This is a genomic window from Microbacterium sp. AB (assembly GCF_032878875.1).
Taxonomy (GTDB): Bacteria; Actinomycetota; Actinomycetes; order Actinomycetales; family Microbacteriaceae; genus Microbacterium; species Microbacterium betulae.
In genome coordinates, this window is record NZ_CP118157.1 from 2984522 (window position 1) to 3010280 (window position 25759).

Genomic DNA, 25759 nt, shown 5'->3' on the forward strand with positions numbered 1-25759 from the left:
AACGACCGATCCCCCGGAGGGCGGCCGTGTTCGCCCTGGGCATAGCGCGGGGTCGAACCGCGAGAATCCCACTGCGCCGCGAGAGTCCGGGCGGCGGATGCCGTGTCGAGGCGCAGAGGGATTCCCGCCGGGCGGGCGGTCGCCGACCGGGTGCGAGCTGGATCGGGCTCAGCCGCGCGCGGGCGGCGACGGGGGCCGCAGGCTGCCGCGGGTGTCGAGCGCGAGCTCCTCGGCGTCCATCGCGGTGATGAGCTCGCGCATGACCTCCTCGTTGAGGTTGCCCCTGTCGCGCTCCTCCAGCAGCACCTGGCGGCGCACCTCGAGCCATCCCTTCGACAGGTCGCGCACGCTCTCGTAGCTCGGTCGTCGCTGTCGGGACGCCTCGTCGGCGGCCTCCGCGTCCTCCATCTCCCGTTCCGCCTTGCCTGCGTTCCTCTCGACGCGGAGCAGCGAGCGGGCGATGCGGTTGAACCGGTCCACCGACTCCTCGCCGTAGGTCTCGGCCCACTCCCGCTGCTTGTCCCGGAGGTACTCCTTCCCCGCCTCGGCGCTGCGCCTACGGACGGCGTCGAGCTGTCGCTCCTCGTCGGCCCGCTCGGCGTCGGAGTTCACGCCCAGAGCCCGGATGAGCGGGGCGAGCGTCAGCCCCTGCAGCAGGAGGGTGCCGACCGTGACGACGAACGCGCAGACGATGAGCACCTCGACGTTCCCCTCCGACATGCCGTCGCCGGTGAGGTCGGGCAGCGCGGCCGCCATCGCGAGGGTGACCACGCCGCGCATGCCCGCCCACGAGACGACGGCGCGCTCCTGGACGGACAGGGTCGGCTCGACGAGCCGCTGGCGGAGGGCCTTCCCGTCTGTGACACGGACGCGCTTCCCGAGCCGCTCTTGTCGGCGTCGGACGGCCCGACCGCGCCCGCTGTCCGGGTCCTTCCGGAAGGCCTCCGCCGCGTGCTTCCAGCGCATGAGCCGCCTCCGCTGCCACAGCTGTCCCCACGCGTAGCTGCTGTAGACGAAGACGGGGCGGACGACGAGCACGACGACGAACACGGCGAGCGCGAGCAGGAGGGTGTGCATGCCCGACCGCTCGCCCAGTTCGCGGACGACGTCCGGAAACTGCAGCCCGATGTAGGCGAACACGAAGCTCTCGAGCAGGAAGTCCATCGACGACCAGAGGGGGCCGTCCTGCTGACGCGTGGTGTAGCTCGTCCGCGGCGCGTTGAAGCCGACGTAGAGGCCCATCGCGACGACCGCGAGCACTCCCGACCCGTTCAGATGCTCGGCGATCGCGTAGGCGCCGAACGGCACGAGCAGCCCGAACGTCCCCGTCACGACGGGGTCGCTGACGCGCAGGCGCAGCTGATGCAGCGCGATGCCGAAGACGAGGCCGACCACGACTCCGACGACGACCGCCAGGACGAACTCCACGATGCCGTCCCACACGGTCACGGTCGCCCCGGCGACGATCGCGGCGAACACGCGCACGAGGGTGAGGGACGTGGCGTCGTTGATGAGGCTCTCGCCCGACATGACGGTCATCACGCGGCGGGGCAGCCCGAGCTTGCGCGCCACGGCCGCCGCGGAGACGGCGTCGGGCGGCCCGACGATCGCGCCGAGGAGCAGCGCTCCGGCGAGGGTGAGCTCCGGCATGATCCACCACGCGACGAGCCCCACGGCGGCCGCCGTGACGAGCACGAGCCCGACCCCGAGACGGCGGATGTGCGGCAGCGAGCGCTTGAAGCTCACGAACGAGACCTCCAGCGACGCCGAGTACAGCAGCGGGGGCAACGTCAGGTTGAGCAGGAGATCGCCGTCGATCTCGATCTGCGGCACGAACGGGAGCAGCGACACGGCCAGGGCCACGCCCGTGACGACGAGGGGCGCGGGCAGCCCTCTCCACCGCGCGAACGCCGCGACCGCGACGGATCCGACGAGAACCACGAACACCTCGACGCCCATACCGGCAGGGTATCCCGACGGCCCCGCCGCGCCGGCGCGCGGAATACCGCGGACGCCGTCCGCGTTGACCGTCTCGATGTCCTCCGCACCTGCTCCCGCCCTGTCCGTGCTCGATCTCGTCTCCGTCCGAACCGGCCAGACCAGCTCCGAGGCGATCGCCGCCTCCCTGGCGCTCGCGCAGCGGGCGGACGAGCTGGGCTATCGGCGGTACTGGTTCGCCGAGCACCACAACATGCCCGCCGTCGCCTCGACCGCGCCACCCGTGCTGATCGCCGCCGCCGCGGCGCGCACGACGCGCATCCGCGTCGGCTCGGGCGGCGTCATGCTGCCCAACCACTCGCCGCTCATCGTCGCCGAGCAGTTCGCGGCGCTGGAGGCGCTGAACCCCGGCCGCATCGACCTCGGTCTCGGGCGTGCGCCCGGCAGCGACCCCGTCATCACGCAGCTGCTCCGCCAGTCGGGCACGACGAGCGAGGCCGACCGCTTCCCCGACAACGTCACCGACATCCTCGCGATCATGAGCCCGGACGGCGCCACCGTGCGCTTCACGTCCGGCGGCGAGTACGGGGTGCGCGCGACACCGGCCGCCGCGGGCGTGCCGGAGGTGTGGCTGCTCGGATCGAGCGACTTCTCGGCGCAGCTCGCCGCGCGGTTCGGGCTGCCCTACGTGTTCGCGAACCACTTCGCCGGCGACGGCCTCGAACGCGCGATGGCGCTGTACCGCAGTCAGTTCACGCCGAGCGCCTGGCTCGACGCGCCGAGGTCGTTCATCACGGCGAACGTCGTCGTCGCGCAGACCGAGGAGGAGGCGGAGCGGCGAGCGCTCCCCCAGCTGCGACAGTTCGCGCGGCTGCGCACGAACAAGCCGATGCGACCGCTCGAGACGATCGACGAGGTCCTCGCGAACCCCTCCGATCCGATGGAGGAGACCCTCGTGCAGCAGGGCCGCTCCCGCTGGTTCGTCGGCACGGCCGATGCGGTGGCGGATGAGCTCCGCGCGTTCGCGGCGACGCACGGTGTGGACGAGGTGATGGTCTCGCCGTCGGCCGGGTCGTACGACGCCGACCCGAAGGACGCCGCGCCCGGCCGTCTCGAGACCGTCGAGCTGCTCGCCGCCGCACTCGCCTGACGCCCGACCTCATCCCGCCCTACCCGTTCGTGGGTGGAAAACGCCGTTTACCCGACCGGGAAAGCGGCGTTTTCCGCCCACGAACGTGATGCGGGCGCGGGCGAACGGGGCGCGGGCGCGGGCGCCGCTCCTACGACCCGGGCTCGCCCGCGATGAGCCCGCGCAGCCAGTCCCGCGCCTCGACGAAGGCGTCGTCGCCGTAGCGGTCGGGATGGTGGACGACCCGGCGGTCGGCGCGCGGGTACGAGCCGAGGAACACGACGCTCGGGCTGAACCGGCGCAGTCCCATGAGGGCGTCGGCCATCCGCTCGTCCGACACGTGCCCGTCCGCGTCGATGACGAAGCGATAGCGCCCGAGCGCGTCGCCGATCGGCCGTGACTCGAGCAGGCTCAGGTTGATGCCGCGCGTCGAGAACTGCTCGAGCAGCTCGAGCAGGGCGCCGGGCTCGTCCTTCGGCAGCTCGGCGACGAGGGACGTCTTGTCGGCGCCCGTCGGCGCAGGCGGAGCGACCGTCCCCGTGACGAGGACGAAGCGCGTGACGGCGCTGGCGTTGTCGCCGACGTTCTCCGCGAGCACCTCCACGTCGTAGTGGTCGGCGACGCCCGGCGCCGCGATCGCGACCTGGGCCGGGAGCGAGCCGTCGAGCATGCCGACGGCGCTGGCGACGTTGCTCGCGGCGACGATGTGCTCGTGATGGGGGATGCGCTGCCCGAGCCACGCGAGGCACTGGGCGTACGCGACCGGATGGCCGGCCACCGTGACGAGGTCGCGCGCGACGATCTCGTCGAGGGTCGTTCCGGGCGGCGCGACGAGCGAGAACCGCACGGGCACGATGTACTCGCCGACGATGCGCAGCCCCGGGATGGTCGCGAGCGCGTCCTGCGCGCTCGACACGCCGCCCTCGACGGAGTTCTCGATCGCGATCATCGCGGCGTGCGCACGGTTTCCGACCACGTCGTCGAGCGCCTGGCCGACGTTGCTGACGGGCCGCCAGATCTGGCCGCGTGCCTCGGGGACCTGCGCGAGCGCGGCCTCCGTGAAGGTTCCCGCCGGCCCCAGATAGCTGTACGTGCGGCGTTCCGGGGCATCGGTGGACATGAGGATCAGCCTAGACGGCGACCGGGCGCGCGACGTCGGCGACTGTGCACGATCGACCCTCAGCAGGCAGACTGGGTGCATGACGAGCCGCGCCGGACTCCCCGCCGAAGCATCCGACCTCATCGACGTCGACGAGCTGATCGCCGCGTACTACGACCGCTCCCCCGACCCCTCCGTCCCGGCGCAGCAGGTCGCCTTCGGCACGAGCGGCCACCGCGGATCGAGCCTGACCACGAGCTTCAACGAGAACCACATCCTCGCCACGACGCAGGCCATCGTCGACTACCGCCACGACCAGGGCATCGCCGGACCGCTGTTCCTCGGCCGCGACACGCACGGGCTCTCGCTTCCCGCCGAGCGCAGCGCGATCGAGGTGCTCGTGGCGAACGGCGTGGACGTCCGCGTCGACGCGCGCGACTCGTGGGTGCCCACCCCGGCGCTGAGCCACGCCATCCTCGCCTGGAACCGCGGCCGCGAGGCCTCGGATCCGGGCCGGGCCGACGGCATCGTCGTGACCCCGAGCCACAATCCTCCGGCCGACGGCGGCTTCAAGTACAACCCGCCGCACGGCGGACCGGCGGACACCGACGCGACGAGCTGGATCGCCGACCGCGCCAACGCGCTCATCGCCGAAGCGCTCGAGGGCGTGAGGCGCGTGCGCTTCGCCGACCTCGACGCCGACACGCTCGGCCAGCACGACTTCCGAGACGCATACGTGCGCGATCTGAGCGCGATCATCGACTTCGACGCCATCCGGAAGGCGGGGGTGCGCATCGGCGCCGACCCGCTCGGCGGCGCCTCGGTGGAGTACTGGGCGCTCATCGCCGAGCGCCACGGCATCGACCTCACGGTCGTCAACCCCGACGTCGATCCGACGTGGCGGTTCATGACCCTCGACTGGGACGAGAAGATCCGGATGGATCCGTCGTCGCCGTCCGCCATGGCCGCGCTCGTCGCGCGCCGGGACGAGTTCGACATCCTCACGGGGAACGACGCCGACGCCGACCGTCACGGCATCGTGACGCCGGACGCGGGGCTGCTGAACCCCAACCACTACCTCGCCGTGGCGATCGACTACCTCTTCTCGCACCGGCCCGGCTGGCCTGCGGACGCGGCCGTGGGCAAGACGCTCGTCTCGTCGATGATCATCGACAAGGTCACGTCCGCGCTCGGCCGGCCGCTCCTCGAGGTGCCCGTCGGCTTCAAGTGGTTCGTCCCCGGCCTGCTCGACGGCTCCGTCGCCTTCGGCGGGGAGGAGTCGGCCGGGGCGTCCTTCCTCCGCGCCGACGGATCGGTCTGGACGACCGACAAGGACGGCATCCTGCTGTGCCTGCTCGCCGCGGAGATCCTCGCCGTCACCGGCAAGACGCCGTCGCAGCGCTACGCGGAGCTGGAGGCCGAGTACGGCGCCTCCGCGTACCAGCGCGTGGACGCCCCGGCGTCCCCCGAGCAGAAGGCCGCGCTGAAGGCGCTCTCCCCCGACGACGTGACCGCGACCGAGCTCGCGGGCGAGGCCATCACGGCGAAGCTCTCGGAGGCGCCGGGCAACGGAGCCGCGATCGGCGGCCTCAAGGTGCAGACCGAGCACGCCTGGTTCGCCGCGCGGCCGTCCGGCACGGAGGACGTCTACAAGCTCTACGCCGAGTCGCTGAGGGGCGAGGAGCACCTCCGCCAGGTCCAGGAAGAGGCACGGGGCGTCGTCACTGCGGCACTCGGCGGCTGAGCCCCACTCAGACGGCCGGGCGCTCCTTCTTGCGCGCCCATCTCGCCGGCGTGTTCGGACCGTCCCAGACCTGCACGATGCCCCACACGACGGCGGCGAGGGGCGCGGCGAGGATGGCGCCCAGGATGCCGCCCAGGACGGTGCCGATCGTCAGCGCGATGAGGATGACGAGCGAGTGGAGCTTGAGCGCGCGGCCCATGAGGACCGGCTGCAGCAGGTTGCCCTCGAGCTGGTTGACGACGATGACGATGGCGACGGCGATGACGGCCGCGACCGGTCCGTTCGCGACGAGCGCGACGAGAGCGGCGAGGACGCCCGCCACCGTGGCGCCGACGATGGGGATGAACGCCAGCAGGAAGACGAGCACCGTCAGCGGCAGCGCGAGCGGCACGCCGAGGATGAAGAGACCGGCCCCGATGCCGATCGCGTCGACGGCCGCGACGGCCGCCGTGCCGCGGATGTACGCGCCGAACGTCTCGACGGTCTTCACCCCGGCACGCTGCACGCGCGCGTACCACTCGCCCTCGAAGGGCCGGCTGAGGAACGCCCACAGCTGCGGGCCGTCCTTGAGGAAGAAGAACAGCACGACGACCAGGAGCACGAGGCCCGTGACGAAGGTCGCCACGGCCCCGACCCCTGCGACGGCGCCCGAGCCGAGGGCGTTGCCGAACTGCGAGCTCGTGACGAAGTCGGTGATCGACGCGAACCACTCGTCGAGCTGATCCTGCGAGGGGGCGAAGGGCAGGGTGTTCACCCAGGCCAGCACCTGCTGGAAGCCCTCCGTCGCGCTGTCGTAGAGGTCCTCCCACTGGCTGCGCACGGCGGCGACCATCGCCCACACGATGCCGCCGAGGACGACGACGATACCCAGCAGGACGATGACGGTCGCGAGAGTGGCGTTGATCCGTGCGCGCAGCCACCTCATGATCGGCTCGAAGGCGCACGCGAGGATGAGCGCGAGGAGGACGGGGACGACGACGACCGAGAGGGACTGATACGCGATCACGAGACCCGCGGCGAGGACGGCGACGGCGATGATCTGGATCGACCGCGTCGCCAGCGTGCCGAATCCGTCGCTCCACAGCGTCCGCGGCGTCGTGACCGATGCCGTGTGGATCGCCGCGCTGCGCTCAGCCGCTCGTCTGCCTCGTCCGAACATCGTCCGCCCCCTGTCGTCGTGACCGTGCCTTGAGCCCATCCTGCCCGATGAGCCCCGAACTTCCCGCAGCCTGACCGCGACGTCTCAGCTGCGCCAGCGCTCCCGACCGGCGAACGGGACCGCCTCGGGCCGGTCCGTCGACGTCGTGAGCACGACCCTGCGCCCCTCCTCCGCGGCGCGCAGGACTCCCGTCATGATGTCGAGCACGTGCAGCGCCATCGCTCCGCCCGCCCGCGGCTCGGCTCCCGGCGTCGTGCGGATGAAGTCGAGGAGGCCGACTCCGCGCGCGCCGTCCTCGTAGCCGCCGGAGACGGGGAGCACGCGCTCCGTCCCGTCAGCCCCGCGCAGGACCACGTCCCCGTCGAAGCGGTTGGGGTCCGGCACGAGGAGCGTGCCGTCCGCGCCGTGCACCTCGAGGGGCGAGGCCGTGGTCGCCGTGCCGTCGAAGCTCGTCACGATCGTCGAGAGCGCCCCGTTCGCGTGCTCGAGGATGCCCGACACGTGGGTGTCGACCTCGACGCGGATCGTCTCGCCCGCGCGAGGACCGGAGCCGATCACCCGCTCCGGACGCAGCCGCGACGCCGCTCCGCTCACGGCCACGACGGGGCCGAGGAGCGTGACGAGCGCGGACACGTAGTAGGGCCCCATGTCGAGCAGGGGGCCGCCGCCGGGCAGGTAGTAGAAGTCGGGGCTCGGATGCCAGCGCTCGTGCCCGGCGGTGACCATCGTGGCCGACGCCGCCAGCGGGCGCCCGATGAGGCCGTCGTCCACGGCGCGGCGCGCGGTCTGCACGCCGGTGCCGAGCACGGTGTCGGGGGCGGATCCCACGGAGACGCCCGCACGAGCGGCCGCGTCCACGATCTCGCGCCCCGACTCCACCGACAGGGCCAGCGGCTTCTCCCCGTACACCGCGCGACCGGCGCGGATCGCGGCGAGCGCGATCTCGGCGTGCGCAGCCGGGATCGTGAGGTTGAGCACGGTCTGCACGTCGGGGTGGCGGACGAGCTCGTCGACCGTCACCGCCCGCGCACCGGTCTCGTCCGCGACCGCACGGGCTCGATCGTCCGACAGGTCGGAGACGGCCGCGATGCGCACCGCGGGATGATCGCCGAGGGCGTCGAGGTACTGGCGCGAGATGTTCCCGAGCCCGACGATCCCTATGCCGTGCGGCCGGCCCACAGCAGCCCCCTCTCGACGATCCGGCGGACGTCGTCGTCCTGCAGCACCTCGGGGCTGTGTCCGGGGGTCGCGACGAACACGCGGCCCTCGCCCCACTCCCGCGTCCACACCGCGGGCGAGGTGACGGGCCGGTGCCACGGATGCCACGGACGGACGGGATGGGTCGTCGTCGCGAGCACGTCGATGAGATCGTCGTGCAGGACCCAGTACTGCTCCGTCGTGAGGGTGAAGTCGCCGATGCCCGCCGTGATGGGATGCGTGCGCCCGGCCTCGGTGATCTCGACCGTGTATTCGAGATAGTTGTCGCTCGGGTCCCCCACGACGAGGTCGGGGTGCGTGCTCGGATGCGTCGCGAACTGCCCTCCCACGAGCTGCAGGTAGTCGGAGCTGTTGCGGAACGAGTCGGCGATGCCGCCGTGCCATCCGGCGAGCCCCGTCCCCGCGCGCACCGCGGCGATGAGCCCGCGCAGCTCCTCGGGCTCGATCGTCGACATCGTCACGCTCTGCAGGATGAGGTCGGTCGACGCGAGCTCGTCCGCGTCGGCGTACACCTCGGTCGACTCCTCGACGCGCACGCGGTAGCCGTGCTCCTCGAGGAAGGGGATGAACAGCTCCGTCGCCTCGACGGGGCGATGCCCGTCCCAGCCGCCGCGGACGACGAGCGCCTTGGCCTCGGTCATGATGCTCCATCCACGGGTGTGAGGATCGATTCGGATGCCGCGCTGCGCTCGACGGCGTCGAGGACGCGCTGCACGCCGAGCGCCTCGTCGAATCCGGGCGACGGCTGGCGCCCCTCGGCGATGGCCGTGACCAGATCGACGACCTGGTGGGTGAAGACGTGCTCGTAGCCGAGGCCGTGCCCGGCCGGCCACCAGTTGCCCGTGTAGGGATGGACCGGCTCGGTGACCTGGATCCGCCGGAAGCCCTGGACGCCGTCCGCGTCGGACGCGTCGTAGAGCTCCAGCTCGTTCATCCGCTCGAAGTCGAACGCGATCGAGCCCCGGTCGCCGTTGACCTCGATGCGGTTGGCGTTGCGGCGCCCGAGCGCGAAGCGCGTCGCCTCGAAGACGCCGAGCGCCCCGCTGCCGAAGGAGGCGGTGAAGGCCACGGCGTCGTCGACCGTCACGGGGCCGCGCTCTGCGCCGGTGTCGGCACGTCCGCCGAGGCCGCGCTGCTCCGCGAGCACGGGCCGGGAGCCGACGAACGTGCGCAGCTGGGCGGACACGGCCTCGATGGGCTCGCCGACGAGCCACTGCGCGGTGTCGACGCTGTGCGCTCCGATGTCGCCGAGCGCGCCCGACCCGGCGATCTCCTTGTCGAGCCGCCAGGTGAGCGGCGCGTCCGGATCGCTCAGCCAGTCCTGAAGGTACTGCGCGCGCACATGGCGCACGGTGCCGATCCTGCCGTCCTCGACGAGGCGCCTCGCGTACGCGAGCGCCGGCGTGCGGCGGTAGCTGAAGCCGCACATCGCGCGCGTGCCGACGGGCGCGGCGCGCGCGGCCTGCGCCATCCGCTCGGCCTCCGCGACGGTGCGCGCCAGCGGCTTCTCGCACAGCACGTGCTTGCCCGCGCGGAGCGCCGCGATCGCCACGTCGGCGTGGATGTCGCCCGGCGCGCACACGTCCACGAGGTCGATGTCGGGCCGCGCCACGACGGCGCGCCAGTCGTCCGACCACTCCGCCGCGCCGAGCTCGGCGGCGGCCGCCGCCGCGCGGTCGGGCGACCTGCCCACGACGACCGTCAGCTCGGGGTCGAGGGGAAGGTCGAAGAAGCGCGGGGCGGTGCGCCAGGCGTGCGCATGCGCACGCCCCATGAAGGCGTGTCCGACCAGTGCCACCCGCAGCGTCGAGGTCATGGCGTCTCCTCCTGTGTCGCTCACATCGTGCCATATCGATGGAGCGTCAACAAATACGGCGTCGGCACCGCCGGCGATCTCGATCAGCCGCGCGGCATGAGCCCGAGGGAGAACACCGACCGGGCCCGCCGCGCCACAGCCTCCCGTTCGCCGGCCGGCGCGTCCGCGACCGTTCGCGCGAGCATCGCCACGACGAGCATGACGTCGTCGCGTCCGATGTCGTCGGCGAGAGCGCCCGTGGCGCGGCCCCGGTCCACGAGAGCCCCGATGAGGGAGATCATCCGTGCGCCGATGCGCTGCACGGCCGGGACGTCGCGAGCGGCGGCGACGGCGTCGACGAACGCCGCAGAGACCTTCGCCTGAGCGACGACGCTGTCGAACAGGTCGTCGAGGGTCGCGTCCGCCGCACGGGCGACGTGCTCGAGGTCGTCGATGTTGTCCTCGAAGACGGCCACCGCCAGCTCGATCTTCGTGGGGAAGTGCCGGTAGAGGCTGCCCTGCCCGACTCCGGCGCGCCGGGCGATCGCGCTGAACGGCGCGGCGAGCCCCTGCTCGGAGAAGATCTCGCGCGCGGCGTCGATGAGCGCGCGGCGGTTCTCCGCGGCCGCGGCGGGACCGCGATTCCTTCGGGACACCCCCTCGCTGCTCTCCGCCATAAGGCGTATCGTATAACCGGACAGGGTTGTCCGGTGGGCGGCTCGAACGCCCGCCCTCTCACGAAAGGAAGTCGCCATGAGCGATGCAGCAGCATCCGGCCCGCAGATTCAGGAGTGGGACGAGAAGATCACCGACGGCAGATTCGCCGGCAAGACCGTCATCGTGACCGGCGCCGGCTCCGGCATCGGACGCGCGACGGCCTCGCGCATCGCCCGCGAGGGCGGCAGGATCGTCGCGGTCGACGTGAGCCAGGAGCGTCTCGACGAGTTCGCCGCAGAGCTGCCCCAGGCGGCGATCGTCACGATCGTCGCGGACATCACCGACGATGCCGGGGTCGCCGCGATCGTCGAGGCGGCGGGCGGGCCGGCGGACGGGCTGGCGAACGTCGCGGGCATCATGGACCGCATGCAGCCGGCTCACGAGGTCGACCAGGACGTCTGGGACCGCGTGATCGCGGTGAACCTCACCGGAACGTTCAAGCTCATGAAGGCCGTGATCCCCGGCATGCTCGAGCGCGGCTCCGGCGCCATCGTGAACATCACGTCGGAGGCGGGCCTGCGCGGGTCGGCCGCCGGTGCGGCGTACACGGCCTCGAAGCACGCCGTCGTCGGGCTGACCAAGAGCAGCGCGTTCCTCTACGCGAACACGGGCCTGCGCGTGAACGCCGTCGCCCCGGGAGCCACGGCGACCAACATCGAGTCGTCGTTCGCCTCCGAGCTCGCCGCGCCTCGTCTCCAGCGGGGCATGGCTCTCATCCCGAGCGTCGCCCAGGCGAAGCAGCTCGCCTCGTCGATCGGCTATCTGCTCAGCGACGACGCCACGAACCTCAACGGCGTCATCCTCCCGTCGGACGGCGGCTGGTCGGCGGCATAGCCCGGCGCGCACGCCCCGAGCGCCCCGGCCGTCCGAGCGGACGGCCGGGGCGCTTCGTGTCGGCGGGACTCGGGCTCGCCGATCGCGCGCCCGCTCGCGCCGGCTCGGTCGCCGCGGCCGGGCGGACCAGGGCGGAACCGGCGCCGGGACGCATAGACGCCTGAGCCCCTACGCGGCGCCGCCCTGCGCCGGCTCGCCGAGCCGGGTCACCTCGACCCAGCCGACCGCGCCGGTGAGGGTCTCGAGCTCGTCCACCTCGACGCCGATCGCGGTGTGGGCGGCACCGGCCGCAGGATAGACCCGGTCGAAGCGACGCAGGGACTCGTCCAGCCAGACCTCCGCGCCGTCGGGGTTGCCGAAGGGACAGACGCCGCCGATGGGGTGGCCCGTCAAGGGCTCCACGTCGTCTGGGGCGAGGAACCGGGCCTTGTGCCCGAAGCGGCGCTTGAAGGCGCCGCTCACGAGGCGCGCGTCTCCCGCCGCCACGACGAGGATGGCCGACCGCTGGTCGGACGCGTACAGCGACAGCGTCTTGGCGATCCGGGCCGGCTCCACGCCGAGCCCCGCGGCGGCCAGCTCCACCGTGGCGCTGGAGCCGGGGAGCTCGATGACGTCGTCCGCCCGCCCGAACTCCGACAGATGCGCACGGACGGCGGAGACGCTCATGGCCTCCACTCTAGAGCCGACCGGCGGGGCGGGTCCGGCGAGACCGCGCCGTGGACGCAGAGACGGCCCCCGCCGCAGCGGAGGCCGTCTCGCTACTGTCTCAACACAGTGTGCGCCCCGAGGGACTCGAACCCCCAACCTTCTGATCCGTAGTCAGATGCTCTATCCATTGAGCTAGGGGCGCATCTTTCGCTGCCGAAGCAACCCCACGAGCATACAACGGGAGCGAGACCCTCGCAAAACCGGCATTCCTAGCGGGGTGTCGCAGAGAACTCAACCCCCTTCACCGATCCGCGCTCCCGGTCTATCGTGAAGCTTCTAGACCACACGAAGGGAGTCGACATGGGAATCCTCGACGACGCCAAGGAGACCGCGGAGACCGCGGCCCGCAAGGCCAAGGACGCGTGGGACGACGCCAAGGACAAGATCGGCGATCGCGCCGACGAGGCCAAGGCGGAGGCCGACGTGAAGAAGGCCGAGGCCGAGCGCGACTCGGTGAAGACGCGCAACGAGGCCAAGGAAAGCCTCCGCGACGAGAACTGACGCCGCAGCGAAGAGCGGGTCCCTCCTCGGAGGGGCCCGCTCTTGCGCGTCAGTCCGCGGACACCCTGTTCTCTGATCGACGATCCTTCGTCTCGACCGAGAGCCTCTGCAGGTCGACGAGCCGCAGCGCCTGCATGCGCGCCTCCCGCATCGAGACGTAGTCGGGATCCTGGTCGGGGCGCATGGCCTCCACGCGCAGGCGGCTGTCGAGGGTCGACGCGACGTCGCCCCACGCCGCCTCCCGCGACTGCTCGATGATCGCGAGCAGCGTCGACTCGTCCTCGAGCTCCGTGCGCAGCGCCTTCGCCACGCCGGCGTACTGCTTGGCCCGCCGCCGGAGGTTGCGCACGTCGCGGTCGCGGTAGTCGTGCGTCCCGTGCGGCTGGGAGTGCCGCCCCCACGCCGCCTTGCGCGCCTTGACGATGCCGAGCGCGGCCTGCTCCGACTCGTCGGCCAGTGACGTGACGGCCTGCCGCGCCGCGGGCAGGAAATGGGATGCGTCGAACGCCTCGTCGAGCGAGATCGTGCTCACGAGGATCCGGTTCTTCACCGCCAGTCTCGCGGCGGCATGAGCGATCGCGAGGCCTTCGGCGATCGCATCGGCGTTTCGTCCCACCGCACCTCCCGCCACCACATTAGCCGGGGATGCCGACAAGGTCGCGGGGCGCGAAGGCCCCGCGACCCGACGAGCCGCTACTCCGTGCGCGCCAGCCGCGCCCGGCGCTTGGAGATGGTGTAGATGCTGCCGGTCGTCACGCCCTCCTCTACCTCCTCGAGAGTGCGCCCCCGGCTCTCGGGAACCTGGGTGTAGACGAAGAGCACGGCGAAGATGCCGATCACCCCGAACCCGAAGAACGTCCCCGTGATGCCGACGGCGTCGACGACCGACGGGAAGTACAGGCTGAGGAACGCGTTCGCGATCCACAGCATGAACACCGCGATGCCCATTCCGAGCGCGCGCATGTGCATGGGGAAGATCTCGCTCAGGAGCACCCACGTCGCGATGTTGAGGAAGGTCTGCATCGACCCGACGAAGGCGACGACGAGGAAGAGGATCACGTACGGCCGCGCGGGGTTTCCCGCGGGCAGCGCGACGGATGCGATGCCGATGAGGAAGTGACAGATCGTCGTGAGCGAGTAACCGATGAGCAGCGTCGTGCGCCGGTTGATCTTCTCCATCATCCACAGCGCGATGACGCCGCCGACGACGGCGATGACGCCGGGCGCGATGTTGGCGATGAGGGCGGCCTGGGCCTCGAAGCCCGACTCGATGAGCACCGTCTGGCCGTAGTACATGATCGAGTTGATGCCGGTGAGCTGCTGGAACACCCCGATGCCGACGCCGACGAGCACGATGCGGATGAGCCACTTGCTGGAGAAGATGGAGCGCCACCCGATGCGCTCCTGGCTGCGCTCCGCCTCGGCCGTGAGCCGGATGTCGGTGAGCTCGGCCTCCGCGCGCTCGTCCGAGCGGATTGTGCGGAGCACGGCGAGCGCCTCCTCGTTGCGCCCCTGGGAGGCGAGCCAGCGCGGAGACTCCGGCACGCGCAGCATCCCGACGAAGAGGGCGATGGCCGGCAGGGCGCAGATCGCGAGCATGATGCGCCAGACGCCGTCGAGGTGGCCGAGGACGTTGCCGATGACGGCGTTGACGACGAAGGCGGCGAGCTGGCCGATGACGATCATGAGCTCGTTGCGCCCGGAGAGCGAGCCGCGGATCTCGTACGGGGCGAGCTCCGCGAGGAAGACCGGGACGACGGTCGAGGCTCCTCCCACGGCCAGGCCGAGCAGCACGCGGCCGACGACGATGACGCCGAACGACGGAGCGAACACGCACGTGAGCGTGCCGACGAAGAAGAGCACCGCGAGGGCGATGATCGTCTTCCTGCGCCCCCACCCGTCGGAGATGCGGCCTCCGAGCATCGCCCCCGCGGCCGCGCCGAAGAGCAGCGAGCTGGTGACGACGCCCTCCGTGAAGCTCGTGAGACCGAGCTCCTCCGTCATGGGCAGGAGGGCGCCGTTGATCACCCCGGTGTCATAGCCGAAGAGCAGGCCGCCGAAGGTCGCGATGAGGGCGACCGTCCCGAGGCGCTTGCGATGCGGCCCCGGGACGAGCGGCGGCAGGGTGGTACTCGATCCCTCCGAGGATGTGCTGGTCATCATGACTCCTTCGTCTCCCGACGCTTCGACGCGTCTTATGTCCTGACATTCTGTCACCGGACATATGTCTGGTCAACCAGACATATGTCACATTTCGAGCAGAGTCTCGACGGCTCAGGAGAGGTCGATCGCGACGGCGACGCCTTCCCGCGCCGACCGGGTCGCGGCGTCCGCCAGCACCAGCGCGGCGCGTCCGTCGTCGAACGACGGGCTGGAGGAGGCGCGCCCGTGCACGAGCGACACGAACGCGCGGAGCTCGGCCGCGTAGGCGTGGGCGTACCGCTCGAGGAAGAAGTCCTGGTACGGCGGCTTCGCCTCCACGGCTTCCGCCGTCGAAAGGCTCACGAGGCTCGTCGGCGCATTCGCCACCTGGAGCGAGCCGCGGGCGCCGAACGCCTCCAGCCGCTGGTCGTATCCGACGGCGCTGTGCCGGGAGTTGACGATCGTCACGACGGCGCCGGACGCCGCACGCAGCGTCGTCACGGCCGTGTCGAAGTCGCCGTGCTCTCGCGCACCCGGGTCGAACGTCGTCGAGCCCGTGGCGTGGACCTCCACGATGTCGGGCAGGAAGAACCGCGCCATGTCGAAGTCGTGGATGGTCATGTCGCGGAAGATGCCGCCCGACACCGCGACGTAGGCCGCAGGCGGCGCGGCGGGGTCGCGGCTGACGATCGTGAGCTGCTCCAGAGGGCCGATCTCACCGGCGGCGACGCGTTCGCGCACGCTCGCGAAGGCCGGGTCGAACCGGCGGTTGAAGCCGAGCGCGACGGGCACGCCCGCGGCCGCGATCCGGGGCCGGAGCGCGTCCACGCGGTCGATGTCGAGGTCGATCGGCTTCTCGCAGAGGACGGGAAGACCGAGCTCCACCGAACGCGCGATGAGATCGACGTGCGTGGGCGTCGGCGATGCGACGAGGACCGCGTCGATCTCTCCCGAGGAGAGGAGCTCCTCCGGGTCGTCGGTCACGCGTCCGCCGTGGCGGGATGCGACGGACTCCGCGCCGCTCACGAACGGGTCCGCGATCCACGACAGCGTCGTCTCGGGGTCGGAGGCGATGTTCGCGGCGTGCACCTGGCCGATGCGGCCCGTGCCGATGAGGCCGAGGCGAACGGGGTTCTGGGTCATTGCGTGTGCTCTTTCTCGAAGGGGAGGGATTCAGGCCCAGGCGCGCAGCGCCTCGCGGTTGACGCGCTGGTCGTCCGCGCGCTCCGCCCGGAAGGCGCCGATCGCGATGTCGGGACCGTTCAGCACGTCCTGCTCCACGACGACCCAGCCGTCGTAGCCGCCGCCGTGGACGAGGTCCATCACCCCGGCGAGGTCGACGTCGCCCCGTCCGAAGGCGACGAACGACCCTCCCGACCACACCTCGGGCATCCCGCCGCCGACCGCGAGGATCTCGCGCAGCCGCGCGAGATCGACGTCCTTCAGGTGCAGGTGGTTGATGCGCCCGCCCCAGCGGCGCACGGCGTCCACGGGGTCCCCGCCCGCGATGAGGAGATGGCCGGTGTCGAGCGTGAGCCCGACGTCGGTGTGCGCGATGAAGGCGTCGACCTCGTCCGGCGACTCCACGAACGTGCCGGCGTGATGGTGGAAGGTCGGCTCGAAGCCCGCGTCACGCACGATGCGGGCCGCCCTGTCGACGTTCGCGTACAGGCGCTGCGCGGCGTCGGCCGTGAGCGGGTCCGCCTCGGCGCCTCGCCCGGGAGACGCCCTCCGCGCCACGGATCCGTCGTCGGCGAGCGTCGGCAGCGGAAGCCTGGCGGGGCCGGTCTCCGCCCCCTCGGCGAAGACCGCGAGAGCCTCGCGCAGCTCCGGAAGCGATGCGGCGAACGCCTCGTCGTCCGAGAACGGCAGCTGGATCCATCCGCCGGACAGAGCGAGCCCGAAGCGCTCGAGCCGGCGCCGCAGCTCCGCTCCCCGCCCGAGGTATCCGACCGGGCCGAGGTCGACGCCCGCGTACCCCGTCTCCTGGAGCACCTCGCCGAGCGCGTCCGCGGCGACGGTCTCGGCGCCCTCCGGGGTGAGCTCGAACACTCCGAAGCTGACGGGCGCGCCCGCGACCGTGACGCTCACGACCGCACCTCCCCGCTGCCCCCGAGGAGCGGTCGCCGCGCCCGGACCTGCTCCTCGTACTCGACGCGCGCGGCCTGCGTCGACGCGAGGGTCGACGTCTGCGCGACGGGCACGTCCCACCATCCGCCGCCGTCGGGCGCGTAGACGTGCGGATCGCTGTCGATGTGGATGAACGTGGCACGATCGGATGCCTTCGCCCGTGCGATCGCCGCCCTCAGGTCGTCCACGGCCGATGCGCCGGGCGCGATCTCGATGGTGTCGATCCCGTAGCTGCGGGCGTTCAGCGCGAGGTCGACGGGCAGCACCTCCTCGCCCTGGAAGTTGCGGGCGAGCGGATCGTAACGCCGGTACTTCGTGCCGAAGCGCTGCGATCCGACCGTCTCGGAGAGATGGCCGATCGAGGCGTAGCCGTGGTTCTGGACGAGCACGACGATGATCTTGATGCCCTCGGCGACGGCGGTCACGAGCTCGGTGTTGAGCATGAGGTAGGAGCCGTCGCCCACCATGACGATGACGTCGCGGTCGGAGCCGTCCGCCACGGCGCCGCGTTTGACGCCGATGCCGCCCGCGATCTCGTAGCCCATGCAGGAGAAGGCGTACTCGACGTGATAGCCGAGCGGATCACGCACCCGCCACAGCTTGTGCAGGTCGCCGGGGAGCGACCCGGCAGCCTGGACGATGACGTCCTCCGGCGCGCTCGCCTGCTGCACGGCGCCGATGATCTCGGGCTGGCCGGGGAGGTCGCGGCCGGACGGGGCGAGCGCAGCGTCGACCGTCGCGTCCCATTCCGCCTTCTCCCGCGCGATCCGCGCGGCGTAGGACGGGTCCACGCGGAGGCCCTCCAGCGCCGCGGAGAGCTCGACGAGGGTCTCGCGCGCATCCGCGACGACGGGCAGCTGCGTGCCGTGCTTGTAGGCGTCGAACGCGGCGACGTTGACGTTGACGAACGTCACGTCGGGGTCTTGGAACGCCGTGCGGGACGCCGTGGTGAAGTCGCTGTACCGGGTTCCGATGCCGATCACGACGTCGGCCTCGGCCGCGAGCCGGTTGGCCGCGAGAGAGCCGGTCGCGCCCACCCCGCCGAGGTACTGCGGGTGGTCCCAGACGAGCGCGCCGCCACCCGCCTGCGAGGTGCCGACGGGGATGCCCGTCGCCTCGACGAAGGCGCGGAGCTCCTCCTCGGCGCCGGAGTAGACGACGCCGCCGCCCGCCACGACGAGCGGTCGCCTCGCCCCGCGGATCGCCTGCACGGCGCGAGCGAGCGCATCGCGGTCGGGACGCGGACGGCGGATGCGCCATTCGCGCTGCTGCAGGAACTCCCGCGGGACGTCGAGCGCCTCGGCCTGCACGTCCTCCGGCAGGGCGATCGTCACGGCTCCCGTCTCGGCGGGGTCGGTGAGCACGCGCAGCGCGGCGAGCGCGATCGAGTACAGCTGCTCGGGGCGCTCTACGCGGTCGAAGAAGCGCGAGACGGGGCGGAACGCGTCGGTCACCTGGATGCCGGTGTCGTGCGGATGCTCGAGCTGCTGCAGCACGGGGTCGGCGACGCGTGTGGCGAAGGTGTCGCTCGGGAGCAGCAGTGCGGGGAGGCGGTTCGACGTCGCGACCGCGGCTCCCGTGAGCATGTTCGCGGCTCCCGGGCCGACCGAGGCCGTCGAGGCGAACGTGCCACGGCGACGGTGGATGCGCGCGTAGCCCACGGACTGGTGGACCATGGCCTGCTCGTTGCGCGCCTGATAGTAGGGAAGCAGGTCGGGGTCGGCCTCGTTCAGCTGCCGCAGCGCCTGCCCGAGACCCGCGACGTTGCCGTGCCCGAAGATCCCGAACACTCCGGGGATCGTCCGCTCGCGGACATCGCCGTCCACGGTCCACTGCCTCGCCAGGAACTCGACGAGCGCCTGGCCCACGGTCATCCGCTGGGTGCCGCCCATGGGATCAGCCTTCCTTGTTCTCGTACGGGAGGCGGGTGTCGAGCTCCTGCCCCTCCCAGGTCTCGCGCACCCAGGCATGGCCGGGGTCGTCGCTGATGAGCCACACGCGCTCCGCGTCGGGCCCCGCCATGACGTTGAGGTAGTAGAGGTCGTACCCGGGCGGGGCCACGGCGGGGCCGTGATAGCCGTAGGGCACGAGGGCGACGTCGCCGGTCCGCACCCGCGCGTCGATGTCGATGCTCCCGGCGGGCGAGGAGTACGTGCTGAACAGCCCGAACGACGCCTCGGAGGTGCCGCTCTCGCCGCCGACGCGCGAGGGAGCCGTCTCGAAGTAGTAGATCTCCTCGAGGCGCGACTCGCGTCCCGGCTCCTGCTCGTCGTGCTTGTGCGGCGGATACGACGACCAGTTCTCGGCCGGCGTGATGACCTCGCACACGATGAACCGTGCCGCGTCGAGCGCCTGCGGGGTGCCGAAGTTGTGCACCTGACGGCTGGACGCGCCGGCTCCCCGGAGCTCGACGGGGATGTCGGACGCCGGGATCCTCCGCGTCGGGAAGACCTCGTCCGTGGGCGAGCTCGCCACCGCCACGCGCCCCGAGCCCGTCAGCACGCCCGTGGCCGCGGCCGAGAGGTAGAGGACGTCCGTCGGCCCGTCGAACACCGAGGGCCGCCCCGCGAGCTCGACCTCGTCGTCCGCCCCGCCCTCGCTCACCCGCACCGCGAACGAGCCGGCGAGCGGGACGACGAGCTTCTCCGTCCCGCTCTCGAGCGCGAGCTCCTGGCCGGCCTCGATCCGCGCGACGCGCAGGCCCGTGTGCTCCCAGCCGTCGATCGTCCCGTCGACGACGGTCTCCCATCCGTCGCGGGCGAGTGCGCCCCGGGGATGGAACCATCGCTGATCCGTCATGTCCGTTCTCCTTCGAACCTCCCGGCGGCCGCCGCTCTCTCACGGCGGCCGGCGGGGCGCTCAGTCGTTCTGCGGGAAGCCGAGGTCGATGCCGCCGTGCGTCGCCGGGTCGAGCCACCGGCTCGTGACGGCCTTCTCCCGCGTGAAGAAGTCGAAGCCGTGCACGCCGTAGGCCTTCGCGTCGCCGAACAGCGACGCCTTCCATCCGCCGAACGAGTGGTACGCGACCGGCACCGGGATCGGCACGTTGATGCCGATCATCCCGACCTGGATCTCGTGCTGGAACCGCCGGGCGGCGCCGCCGTCGTTCGTGAAGATCGCCGTGCCGTTGCCGAAGGCGCCGGAGTTGATGAGGTCGACGCCCTCCTGGAACGTCTTCACCCGCACGATCTCGAGGACGGGACCGAAGATCTCCTCCCGGTACGCCCGCGACGTCGTCGGCACGTTGTCGATGAGCGTGGGGCCGAAGAAGAACCCGTCCTCCCGCCCCTCGACCGAGAAGGCGCGGCCGTCGACGACGATCGTCGCCCCGTCCGCCTCGGCGATGTCCACGTAGCCCGACACCTTCTCCCTGTGCTGCGCCGTGATGAGCGGCCCCATGTCGGGCTCCACGCCGTCGGCGCCGGCGCCGTCGCCGATGCGCAGCCTCCCGATGCGCTCGGTGATCTTCGCGATCAGCTCGTCGGCGACGGGCTCGACCGCCAGGACGACGGAGATCGCCATGCAGCGCTCGCCCGCCGCGCCGTATCCGGCGTTGACCGCCTGGTCTGCGACGAGGTCGAGATCGGCGTCCGGCAGCACGAGCATGTGGTTCTTCGCCCCGCCCAGCGCCTGCACGCGCTTGCCGTTCTTCGACGCCGTCTCGTAGATGTACTGCGCGATCGGCGTCGAGCCGACGAACGACACCGACTGCACGACGGGGTCGGTCAGCAGACCGTCGACCGCGAGCTTGTCGCCCTGGAGCACCGTGAACACGCCGTCGGGGAGCCCGGCCTCCCGCCACAGCCGCGCGAGCCAGAGCGCCGCCGACGGGTCCTTCTCGCTCGGCTTCAGCACGACGCTGTTGCCCGCGGCGATCGCGACGGGGAAGAACCACAGCGGCACCATCGCGGGGAAGTTGAACGGGCTGACGATGCCCACCACGCCCAGGGGCTGCTTGATGGAGTAGACGTCGATGCCCGTGGAGACGTTCTCGCTGTACGCTCCCTTGACGAGGTGCGGGAAGCCCGTCGCCAGCTCGACGACCTCCTGTCCGCGAAGGATCTCGCCGACCGCGTCGGAGAGGACCTTGCCGTGCTCGGCCGTGATGATCTCGGCGAGCTCGCGCTTGCGGGCGTTCAGCAGCTCGCGGAACGTGAACAGCACCGCCTGGCGCTTCGCGATCGAGTAGCGGCTCCACACCTCGAAGCCGCGCTGGGCGGAGGCGATCGCCTCGTCGATCTCGGCCTGGTCGGCGAGCGCGACGTGGGCCGTCACCTCGCCCGTGGCGGGGTTGTGGACGGGTGCCGTCCGGCCGCTCGTCGAGGCGCGGTGCGCTCCGTCGATCCAGTGCCCGATGACCGTGGTCTCCGTGATGGTGCTCATGAAATTCGCCCTTCGGTGATGGTGGGGATGCGCCGGACGGCGGCAGGGAGCTCGCGATGCACGAGCCGCGCGGCCGTGTCGACGGCCGCGGCGACGTCGCCGTCGGGCGGGTAGAGGAGTGTGCGGCCGACGGTGAGACCGCGGACGCCCGGAAGCGCGAGCGCGTCCTCCCAGGCGGCGAACGTCTCGTCCGGGTCCGCACCCGAGTCGCCGCCCAGCAGGAGCGTCGGCAGGGTGGTGGCGGCCAGAACGCGCTCCATGTCGGCCACGACGGGGAGCTTCATCCACGTGTAGGCGCTGTCGGCCCCGAGCCCGGAGGCGATGGCGGTCGACAGGATGACGGCGTCCGTCGAGAGGTCGTTGACGATGCGGCCGTCGCGCCACTCGCTCATGAACGGCTCGAGCATGATGGGAAGCCGTGCCGCCGCGGCCTGGTCGACGGCCCTGGCCGTCGCCTCGAGCGTCGAGACGGTCGCCGGGTCCGCGAGGTTCACCCGCACGAGCGTCTTGGCGAAGTCGAGGCCCTTCGCCGCCAGCGTCGGCACGTCGTAGCCCGTGTAGCGGTCGTCCATCTCGAACGCCGCCCCGCGCAGCCCGCCGCGGTTCATCGAGCCGACGACGACCTTGCCGTCGAGCAGGCCGAGCGCCGCGAGGTCGTCGACGATGTCGGGGGTCCCCAGCACCCCGTCGACGCCGGGATGGCCCAAGGCGACGGCGAGGCGTTCGAGGAGCAGATAGCGGTCGGCCATCGCTGTGGGATCGGAGCCGACGGCGAGCGCGCCGCGGGCCGGGTGGTCGGCGGCGATGATGAAGAGGCGGCCGTCGCCCTGCAGCACGTCGCGGCGACGCCTCGTGGCGAGCGCCGTGCCGATCGCGTCGGGTCGATGCGCCCGGATGTCACGGAGCCGTTCGAAGTCCGCAGACGTCAGTTCGGTCATGTCATGCCCCCTGAAGGATGTTCTCGACCTCGTCGGCCGTGGGCATCGCCGTCGAGCACTCGCGGCGTGAGGCGACGACGGCGCCCGCCACGTTCGCGAAGCGGAGGGTGCGCTCGAGGCCCCAGCCCTCGAGGAGGCCGTGGCACAGCGCGCCGCCGAACGCATCGCCGGCGCCGAGCCCGTTGACGACGTCGACGGCGTGCACCGGCACCTCGACGACCTCGTCCCGTGTCTTCGCGAGCACGCCGCGCGGACCCTGCTTGACGATGGCGAGCTCGACGCCGCGTTCGAGGAGCGCGTCGGCGGCGCGCTGCGGCTCGCCCTCCCCCACCGCCACGAGGCACTCCTCGCGGTTGCCGACGGCGACGGTGACGTGATCCAGCACGCGGGAGATCTGCTCGGTGGCCTCGGACGGCTCCGCCCAGAACATCGGCCGGTAGTCGAGATCGAGGATCGTGTGCCGCGCGCGACCGCGCGCGGCGAGGGCGACGTGGTGTGCCTCGCGGCTCGGCTCCTCGCTCAGGCCCGTCGTCGTGAGCCAGAGGATCCGTGCCGCCCGCACGGCGTCGAGGTCGAGCTGCGCGACGTCGACGTTCATGTCGGGAGCCTTCGGCTCGCGGTAGAAGTAGAGCGGGAAGTCGTCCGGCGGGAAGATCTCGCAGAACGTCACGGGAGTGTTGAGCACCGGATCCGTCGCGACGTGCCGGTCGTCGACGCCGAGGCGGGCGAGCTCGCCGAGGAGGTAGCGTCCGAACGGGTCGTCGCCCACGCGGGAGACGAGCGCCGGGTCGTGGCCGTAGCGGGCCACGGCGACCGTCACGTTGGCAGCCGTTCCGCCGAGGTACTTGCCGAACGTCTCGACCTTCTCGAGGCCGACACCGTCCTGGAGGGGATAGATGTCGACGCCGAGGCGGCCGATGGCGAGAACGTCGGGTGAGTGGCTCATCGTCGTACTCCGTTGTCCTGATGGGGCGGCACCGCCCGGGCGCCTTGGTATGTCCTGACAATATCACAAGCTCGATGTCCTGCAAGAGCGCGCCATCCGCCGACAATGCCTCGCACGGGTAATGTTGTCGCGACATTAGGTCGAGCCCCTCGGCCCCTCGAAGGAGTGCAGCGATGGCAGCCGATCAGGCGGTGTGGCCCGACGACCTGTTCGCCGACCTGGACCGGACAGGACCGGTGCCCCTCTACTTCCAGGTCTCGAGCCGGCTCGAAGCCGCCATCCGCTCGGGCGACATTCCGCCCGGCGCCCGACTGGAGAACGAGATCGCGATAGGCCACCGCCTCGGCCTCTCGCGCCCGACCGTGCGCCGCGCCATCCAGGAGGTCGTCGACAAGGGCCTGCTCGTCCGACGGCGCGGGATCGGCACCCAGGTCGTGCAGGGCCAGGTGACACGCCAGGTGGAGCTGACGAGCCTCTACGAAGACCTCCAGAACGCACAGCACGACCCTGCGACGCGCGTGCTCACACACGAGACGCGCACCGTCCCCGCCGACGTCGCCGACCAGCTGGGCGTCTCGACGGGGAGCGACGTGCTGTACCTGAGGCGCCAGCGCAGCAGCGACGGAGTGCCCGTCGCACTGCTGGAGAACTGGCTCCCCGCGGATTTCTCGGACATCCCCCGCGAACAGCTCGAGCAGCAGGGCCTGTACCAGATCCTGCGATCGCGGGGAGTGGCCATCCGCGTCGCGAAGCAGCGCATCGGAGCACGGCGCGAGCACGGCGACGAGGCCGAGCTTCTCGACATCGAGCGGGGCGGACCCCTGCTCACGATGGAACGCGTCGCCTACGACGCCTCCGGCCACGCCGTCGAGTTCGGCCGGCACTGCTACCGCCCCGACATGTACAGCTTCGAGACGACGCTCGTCGCGAAGTAGGGTCTCCCCAGGTCAGCGAGAGTCCATCTGCGCCGCGTTGACGAAGGCGTGCACGCATCCTATGTTTGACAGGACATTAGATCTTTCGGCGTGCGCCGCCGCACGCCCGCTTCGAAGGAGAAGTCATGGCTGATCGCGTGGGCGTCGGGCTCGTCTCGGTCGGGTGGATGGGGCGCCTGCACTCGCGCGCCTACCTCGCGGCTCGGCACCATTTCCCCGAGCTGCCGCTCCGGCCCGAGCTGGTCGTCGCGGCCGATCCGGACGCGGGTGGGCGTGCCTACGCCACCGACGTGCTCGGATACGGGGAGGCCGTCGCCGACCACCGCGATCTCATCGGACGAGACGACGTCGACGTCGTCTCGATCTGCTCGCCGAACTTCCTGCACCGCGAGATCGCGCTCGCCGCCATCGCGGCGGGGAAGCCGTTCTGGATCGAGAAGCCGATGGGACGCGGCGCGACGGAGTCCGGCGAGATCGCCCGGGCCGCGGCCGAGCGCGGCATCGTCAACGCCGTGGGCTTCAACTACCGTCATGCGCCCGCCGTGGCGAAGGCGCGCGAGCTCGTGCACGCCGGAGCGCTCGGACGGATCACGAACGTGCGGGTCTCACTCCTCGCGGACTATTCGTCCGACCCGGCCGGCGCACTCACCTGGCGGTTCCGACGAGACAGGGCGGTCTCCGGGGTGCTCGGCGATCTGCTCTCGCACGGCGTCGACCTCGTGCAGCACGTCGTGGGGCGCATCGCGCGAGTCTCCGCGCTCACCGAGACCTTCATCCGCGAGAGGCCCCTGCCCGCCGCCGGAGCCGCGAGCCACTTCTCGAGGGGGAACGAGGGAGGTCCCGCCGGCACCGTCGAGAACGAGGACTACGCAGCCGTCCTCGCCCGCCTCGACGACGGCGTCGCCGCCGTGCTGGAGTCGAGCCGCGTGGCGATCGGCCCGCGTGCCGAGTACGGGCTCGAGGTGTACGGCACGAAGGGGTCTCTCCGATGGGACTTCCAGCGGATGAACGAGCTTCGGCTCGCCGACGACGCCTCCGGATATCGGACGATCATGGCCGGCCCCGGCTTCGGCCACTTCGAACGCTTCCAGCCGGGCGCGGGGACGAGCATGGGCTTCGACGACCTCAAGACGATCGAGGCGGCGCAGTTCCTCGCGTCCGTCGCCGAGGGCCGCCAGCTCGCGCCGTCCGCCGCCGACGCGTGGAGCGCCGCATCCGTCGTCGACGCCGCGCTCGAGAGCGCCGCTTCCGGACGATGGATCGACATCCGGGCCCTCGAGCCCGACGCCTGAGCCCGGCACCCGCCATCCATCGCCGGCGAGAATCCGGTCCGTCGGCGAGAAGTCATCCGGCGCACGCGTTCTCGCCGGCCGGATGGGTTCTCGCGGGAGAGACGCTGCGCGATGTCGGAGGCGGCATCCGTCTGCGCCCTCCCCCGGACCG

General features: G+C 71.5%; 23 protein-coding genes and 1 tRNA gene. 6 read left to right on the plus strand and 18 right to left on the minus strand.

What is annotated here, in order from left to right:
* Positions 1–168: 168 nt before the first annotated feature.
* The gene (locus N8K70_RS14105) at positions 169–1959 is read right to left on the minus strand and encodes a cation:proton antiporter (RefSeq protein ID WP_317138983.1); all 1791 of its coding nucleotides are present in this window, start codon (positions 1957–1959) and stop codon (positions 169–171) included.
* Positions 1960–2035: 76 nt separating this feature from the next.
* Here N8K70_RS14105 and N8K70_RS14110 point away from each other — a divergent pair, with 76 nt between their 5' ends.
* Positions 2036–3088 carry an LLM class flavin-dependent oxidoreductase gene (locus N8K70_RS14110; protein ID WP_317138984.1) on the plus strand — a complete coding sequence of 351 codons (1053 nt, stop codon included), beginning with the start codon at positions 2036–2038 and terminating at the stop codon, positions 3086–3088.
* Positions 3089–3218: 130 nt separating this feature from the next.
* On the opposite strand, the gene pheA is transcribed toward N8K70_RS14110, so the two are convergent.
* Positions 3219–4187: a prephenate dehydratase gene (gene pheA, locus N8K70_RS14115; RefSeq protein ID WP_317138985.1), complete on the minus strand. Its 969-nt coding sequence runs from the start codon at positions 4185–4187 to the stop codon at positions 3219–3221.
* Positions 4188–4266: 79 nt separating this feature from the next.
* Here pheA and pgm point away from each other — a divergent pair, with 79 nt between their 5' ends.
* Positions 4267–5910, plus strand: coding sequence for a phosphoglucomutase (alpha-D-glucose-1,6-bisphosphate-dependent) (gene pgm / locus N8K70_RS14120; RefSeq protein WP_317138986.1), 1644 nt, complete (start codon positions 4267–4269; stop codon positions 5908–5910).
* Between the two features lie 7 nt (positions 5911–5917).
* Here pgm and N8K70_RS14125 read toward each other — a convergent pair whose 3' ends face one another.
* The 5 genes from N8K70_RS14125 to N8K70_RS14145 all read right to left on the minus strand — a co-directional run bounded on the left by N8K70_RS14125 (position 5918) and on the right by N8K70_RS14145 (position 10759).
* Entirely contained in the window at positions 5918–7069 is a 1152-nt protein-coding gene (locus N8K70_RS14125; protein ID WP_317138987.1) for an AI-2E family transporter, read from the minus strand.
* Positions 7070–7153: 84 nt separating this feature from the next.
* The gene (locus N8K70_RS14130; RefSeq protein WP_317138988.1) at positions 7154–8248 is read right to left on the minus strand and encodes a Gfo/Idh/MocA family protein; all 1095 of its coding nucleotides are present in this window, start codon (positions 8246–8248) and stop codon (positions 7154–7156) included.
* Positions 8227–8928, minus strand: a complete 702-nt coding sequence (locus N8K70_RS14135) for a ThuA domain-containing protein (RefSeq protein ID WP_317138989.1) — start codon at positions 8926–8928, stop codon at positions 8227–8229. Before N8K70_RS14135 ends, N8K70_RS14130 begins: the two co-directional genes overlap by 22 nt.
* Positions 8925–10103 carry a Gfo/Idh/MocA family protein gene (locus N8K70_RS14140; RefSeq protein WP_317138990.1) on the minus strand — a complete coding sequence of 393 codons (1179 nt, stop codon included), beginning with the start codon at positions 10101–10103 and terminating at the stop codon, positions 8925–8927. Before N8K70_RS14140 ends, N8K70_RS14135 begins: the two co-directional genes overlap by 4 nt.
* Before the next feature lie 83 nt (positions 10104–10186).
* Positions 10187–10759, minus strand: coding sequence for a TetR/AcrR family transcriptional regulator (locus N8K70_RS14145; protein WP_317138991.1), 573 nt, complete (start codon positions 10757–10759; stop codon positions 10187–10189).
* A gap of 76 nt (positions 10760–10835) precedes the next feature.
* On the opposite strand from N8K70_RS14145, the gene N8K70_RS14150 reads away from it, so the two are divergent.
* Positions 10836–11633, plus strand: coding sequence for an SDR family NAD(P)-dependent oxidoreductase (locus tag N8K70_RS14150; RefSeq protein ID WP_317138992.1), 798 nt, complete (start codon positions 10836–10838; stop codon positions 11631–11633).
* A gap of 168 nt (positions 11634–11801) precedes the next feature.
* Here the strand turns inward: N8K70_RS14150 and N8K70_RS14155 are convergent, their stop codons facing one another.
* Entirely contained in the window at positions 11802–12299 is a 498-nt protein-coding gene (locus tag N8K70_RS14155; RefSeq protein WP_317138993.1) for a YbaK/EbsC family protein, read from the minus strand.
* Between the two features lie 111 nt (positions 12300–12410).
* Positions 12411–12483, minus strand: a tRNA-Arg gene (locus N8K70_RS14160).
* 158 nt (positions 12484–12641) lie between these two features.
* Between N8K70_RS14160 and N8K70_RS14165 the strand changes: the two genes are divergently transcribed.
* Positions 12642–12842, plus strand: a complete 201-nt coding sequence (locus N8K70_RS14165; protein WP_317138994.1) for a hypothetical protein — start codon at positions 12642–12644, stop codon at positions 12840–12842.
* A 49-nt stretch (positions 12843–12891) separates the two neighbouring features.
* Here N8K70_RS14165 and N8K70_RS14170 read toward each other — a convergent pair whose 3' ends face one another.
* The 9 genes from N8K70_RS14170 to iolC form a co-directional block, all read right to left on the minus strand.
* Entirely contained in the window at positions 12892–13458 is a 567-nt protein-coding gene (locus N8K70_RS14170) for an asparagine synthase (RefSeq protein WP_317138995.1), read from the minus strand.
* Positions 13459–13535: 77 nt separating this feature from the next.
* Positions 13536–15002 carry a sugar porter family MFS transporter gene (locus N8K70_RS14175; RefSeq protein ID WP_317138996.1) on the minus strand — a complete coding sequence of 489 codons (1467 nt, stop codon included), beginning with the start codon at positions 15000–15002 and terminating at the stop codon, positions 13536–13538.
* Between the two features lie 114 nt (positions 15003–15116).
* The gene (gene iolG, locus N8K70_RS14180; protein WP_317138997.1) at positions 15117–16127 is read right to left on the minus strand and encodes an inositol 2-dehydrogenase; all 1011 of its coding nucleotides are present in this window, start codon (positions 16125–16127) and stop codon (positions 15117–15119) included.
* Positions 16128–16157: 30 nt separating this feature from the next.
* Positions 16158–17075, minus strand: a complete 918-nt coding sequence (locus N8K70_RS14185; protein WP_317138998.1) for a sugar phosphate isomerase/epimerase family protein — start codon at positions 17073–17075, stop codon at positions 16158–16160.
* Positions 17072–19006 (minus strand): 3D-(3,5/4)-trihydroxycyclohexane-1,2-dione acylhydrolase (decyclizing), encoded by a 1935-nt coding sequence (gene iolD / locus N8K70_RS14190; RefSeq protein ID WP_317138999.1) that lies wholly within the window; start codon positions 19004–19006, stop codon positions 17072–17074. Before iolD ends, N8K70_RS14185 begins: the two co-directional genes overlap by 4 nt.
* 4 nt (positions 19007–19010) lie before the next feature.
* Positions 19011–19913, minus strand: coding sequence for a 5-deoxy-glucuronate isomerase (gene iolB / locus N8K70_RS14195; RefSeq protein WP_317139000.1), 903 nt, complete (start codon positions 19911–19913; stop codon positions 19011–19013).
* A 60-nt stretch (positions 19914–19973) separates the two neighbouring features.
* Positions 19974–21497, minus strand: a complete 1524-nt coding sequence (locus tag N8K70_RS14200; protein ID WP_317139001.1) for a CoA-acylating methylmalonate-semialdehyde dehydrogenase — start codon at positions 21495–21497, stop codon at positions 19974–19976.
* Complete coding sequence (locus tag N8K70_RS14205; RefSeq protein ID WP_317139002.1) at positions 21494–22435, minus strand: class I fructose-bisphosphate aldolase; 942 nt, start codon at positions 22433–22435, stop codon at positions 21494–21496. The genes N8K70_RS14200 and N8K70_RS14205 overlap by 4 nt, the downstream gene beginning before the upstream one ends.
* A 1-nt stretch (position 22436) precedes the next feature.
* A complete protein-coding gene (iolC, locus tag N8K70_RS14210; RefSeq protein WP_317139003.1) occupies positions 22437–23381 on the minus strand; it encodes a 5-dehydro-2-deoxygluconokinase in 945 nt (314 codons plus the stop codon).
* A gap of 173 nt (positions 23382–23554) precedes the next feature.
* On the opposite strand from iolC, the gene N8K70_RS14215 reads away from it, so the two are divergent.
* A complete protein-coding gene (locus N8K70_RS14215; RefSeq protein ID WP_317139004.1) occupies positions 23555–24316 on the plus strand; it encodes a GntR family transcriptional regulator in 762 nt (253 codons plus the stop codon).
* Between the two features lie 125 nt (positions 24317–24441).
* Entirely contained in the window at positions 24442–25608 is a 1167-nt protein-coding gene (locus tag N8K70_RS14220) for a Gfo/Idh/MocA family protein (RefSeq protein ID WP_317139005.1), read from the plus strand.
* Positions 25609–25759 lie beyond the last annotated feature (151 nt).

What these genes read in the sequence shown, in the direction of transcription:
- N8K70_RS14125 (WP_317138987.1), bottom strand. Translation starts at nt 7,069, where the DNA reads ATGTTCGGACGAGGCAGACGAGCGGCTGAGCGCAGCGCGGCGATCCAC.
- N8K70_RS14140 (WP_317138990.1), bottom strand. Translation starts at nt 10,103, where the DNA reads ATGACCTCGACGCTGCGGGTGGCACTGGTCGGACACGCCTTCATGGGG.
- N8K70_RS14175 (WP_317138996.1), bottom strand. Translation starts at nt 15,002, where the DNA reads ATGACCAGCACATCCTCGGAGGGATCGAGTACCACCCTGCCGCCGCTC.
- iolG (WP_317138997.1), bottom strand. Translation starts at nt 16,127, where the DNA reads ATGACCCAGAACCCCGTTCGCCTCGGCCTCATCGGCACGGGCCGCATC.
- pgm (WP_317138986.1), top strand. Translation starts at nt 4,267, where the DNA reads ATGACGAGCCGCGCCGGACTCCCCGCCGAAGCATCCGACCTCATCGAC.
- N8K70_RS14155 (WP_317138993.1), bottom strand. Translation starts at nt 12,299, where the DNA reads ATGAGCGTCTCCGCCGTCCGTGCGCATCTGTCGGAGTTCGGGCGGGCG.
- iolC (WP_317139003.1), bottom strand. Translation starts at nt 23,381, where the DNA reads ATGAGCCACTCACCCGACGTTCTCGCCATCGGCCGCCTCGGCGTCGAC.
- N8K70_RS14215 (WP_317139004.1), top strand. Translation starts at nt 23,555, where the DNA reads ATGGCAGCCGATCAGGCGGTGTGGCCCGACGACCTGTTCGCCGACCTG.
- N8K70_RS14220 (WP_317139005.1), top strand. Translation starts at nt 24,442, where the DNA reads ATGGCTGATCGCGTGGGCGTCGGGCTCGTCTCGGTCGGGTGGATGGGG.
- N8K70_RS14150 (WP_317138992.1), top strand. Translation starts at nt 10,836, where the DNA reads ATGAGCGATGCAGCAGCATCCGGCCCGCAGATTCAGGAGTGGGACGAG.
- N8K70_RS14165 (WP_317138994.1), top strand. Translation starts at nt 12,642, where the DNA reads ATGGGAATCCTCGACGACGCCAAGGAGACCGCGGAGACCGCGGCCCGC.
- N8K70_RS14105 (WP_317138983.1), bottom strand. Translation starts at nt 1,959, where the DNA reads ATGGGCGTCGAGGTGTTCGTGGTTCTCGTCGGATCCGTCGCGGTCGCG.
- N8K70_RS14110 (WP_317138984.1), top strand. Translation starts at nt 2,036, where the DNA reads ATGTCCTCCGCACCTGCTCCCGCCCTGTCCGTGCTCGATCTCGTCTCC.
- iolD (WP_317138999.1), bottom strand. Translation starts at nt 19,006, where the DNA reads ATGGGCGGCACCCAGCGGATGACCGTGGGCCAGGCGCTCGTCGAGTTC.
- N8K70_RS14205 (WP_317139002.1), bottom strand. Translation starts at nt 22,435, where the DNA reads ATGACCGAACTGACGTCTGCGGACTTCGAACGGCTCCGTGACATCCGG.
- N8K70_RS14135 (WP_317138989.1), bottom strand. Translation starts at nt 8,928, where the DNA reads ATGACCGAGGCCAAGGCGCTCGTCGTCCGCGGCGGCTGGGACGGGCAT.
- N8K70_RS14145 (WP_317138991.1), bottom strand. Translation starts at nt 10,759, where the DNA reads ATGGCGGAGAGCAGCGAGGGGGTGTCCCGAAGGAATCGCGGTCCCGCC.
- pheA (WP_317138985.1), bottom strand. Translation starts at nt 4,187, where the DNA reads ATGTCCACCGATGCCCCGGAACGCCGCACGTACAGCTATCTGGGGCCG.
- N8K70_RS14200 (WP_317139001.1), bottom strand. Translation starts at nt 21,497, where the DNA reads ATGAGCACCATCACGGAGACCACGGTCATCGGGCACTGGATCGACGGA.
- iolB (WP_317139000.1), bottom strand. Translation starts at nt 19,913, where the DNA reads ATGACGGATCAGCGATGGTTCCATCCCCGGGGCGCACTCGCCCGCGAC.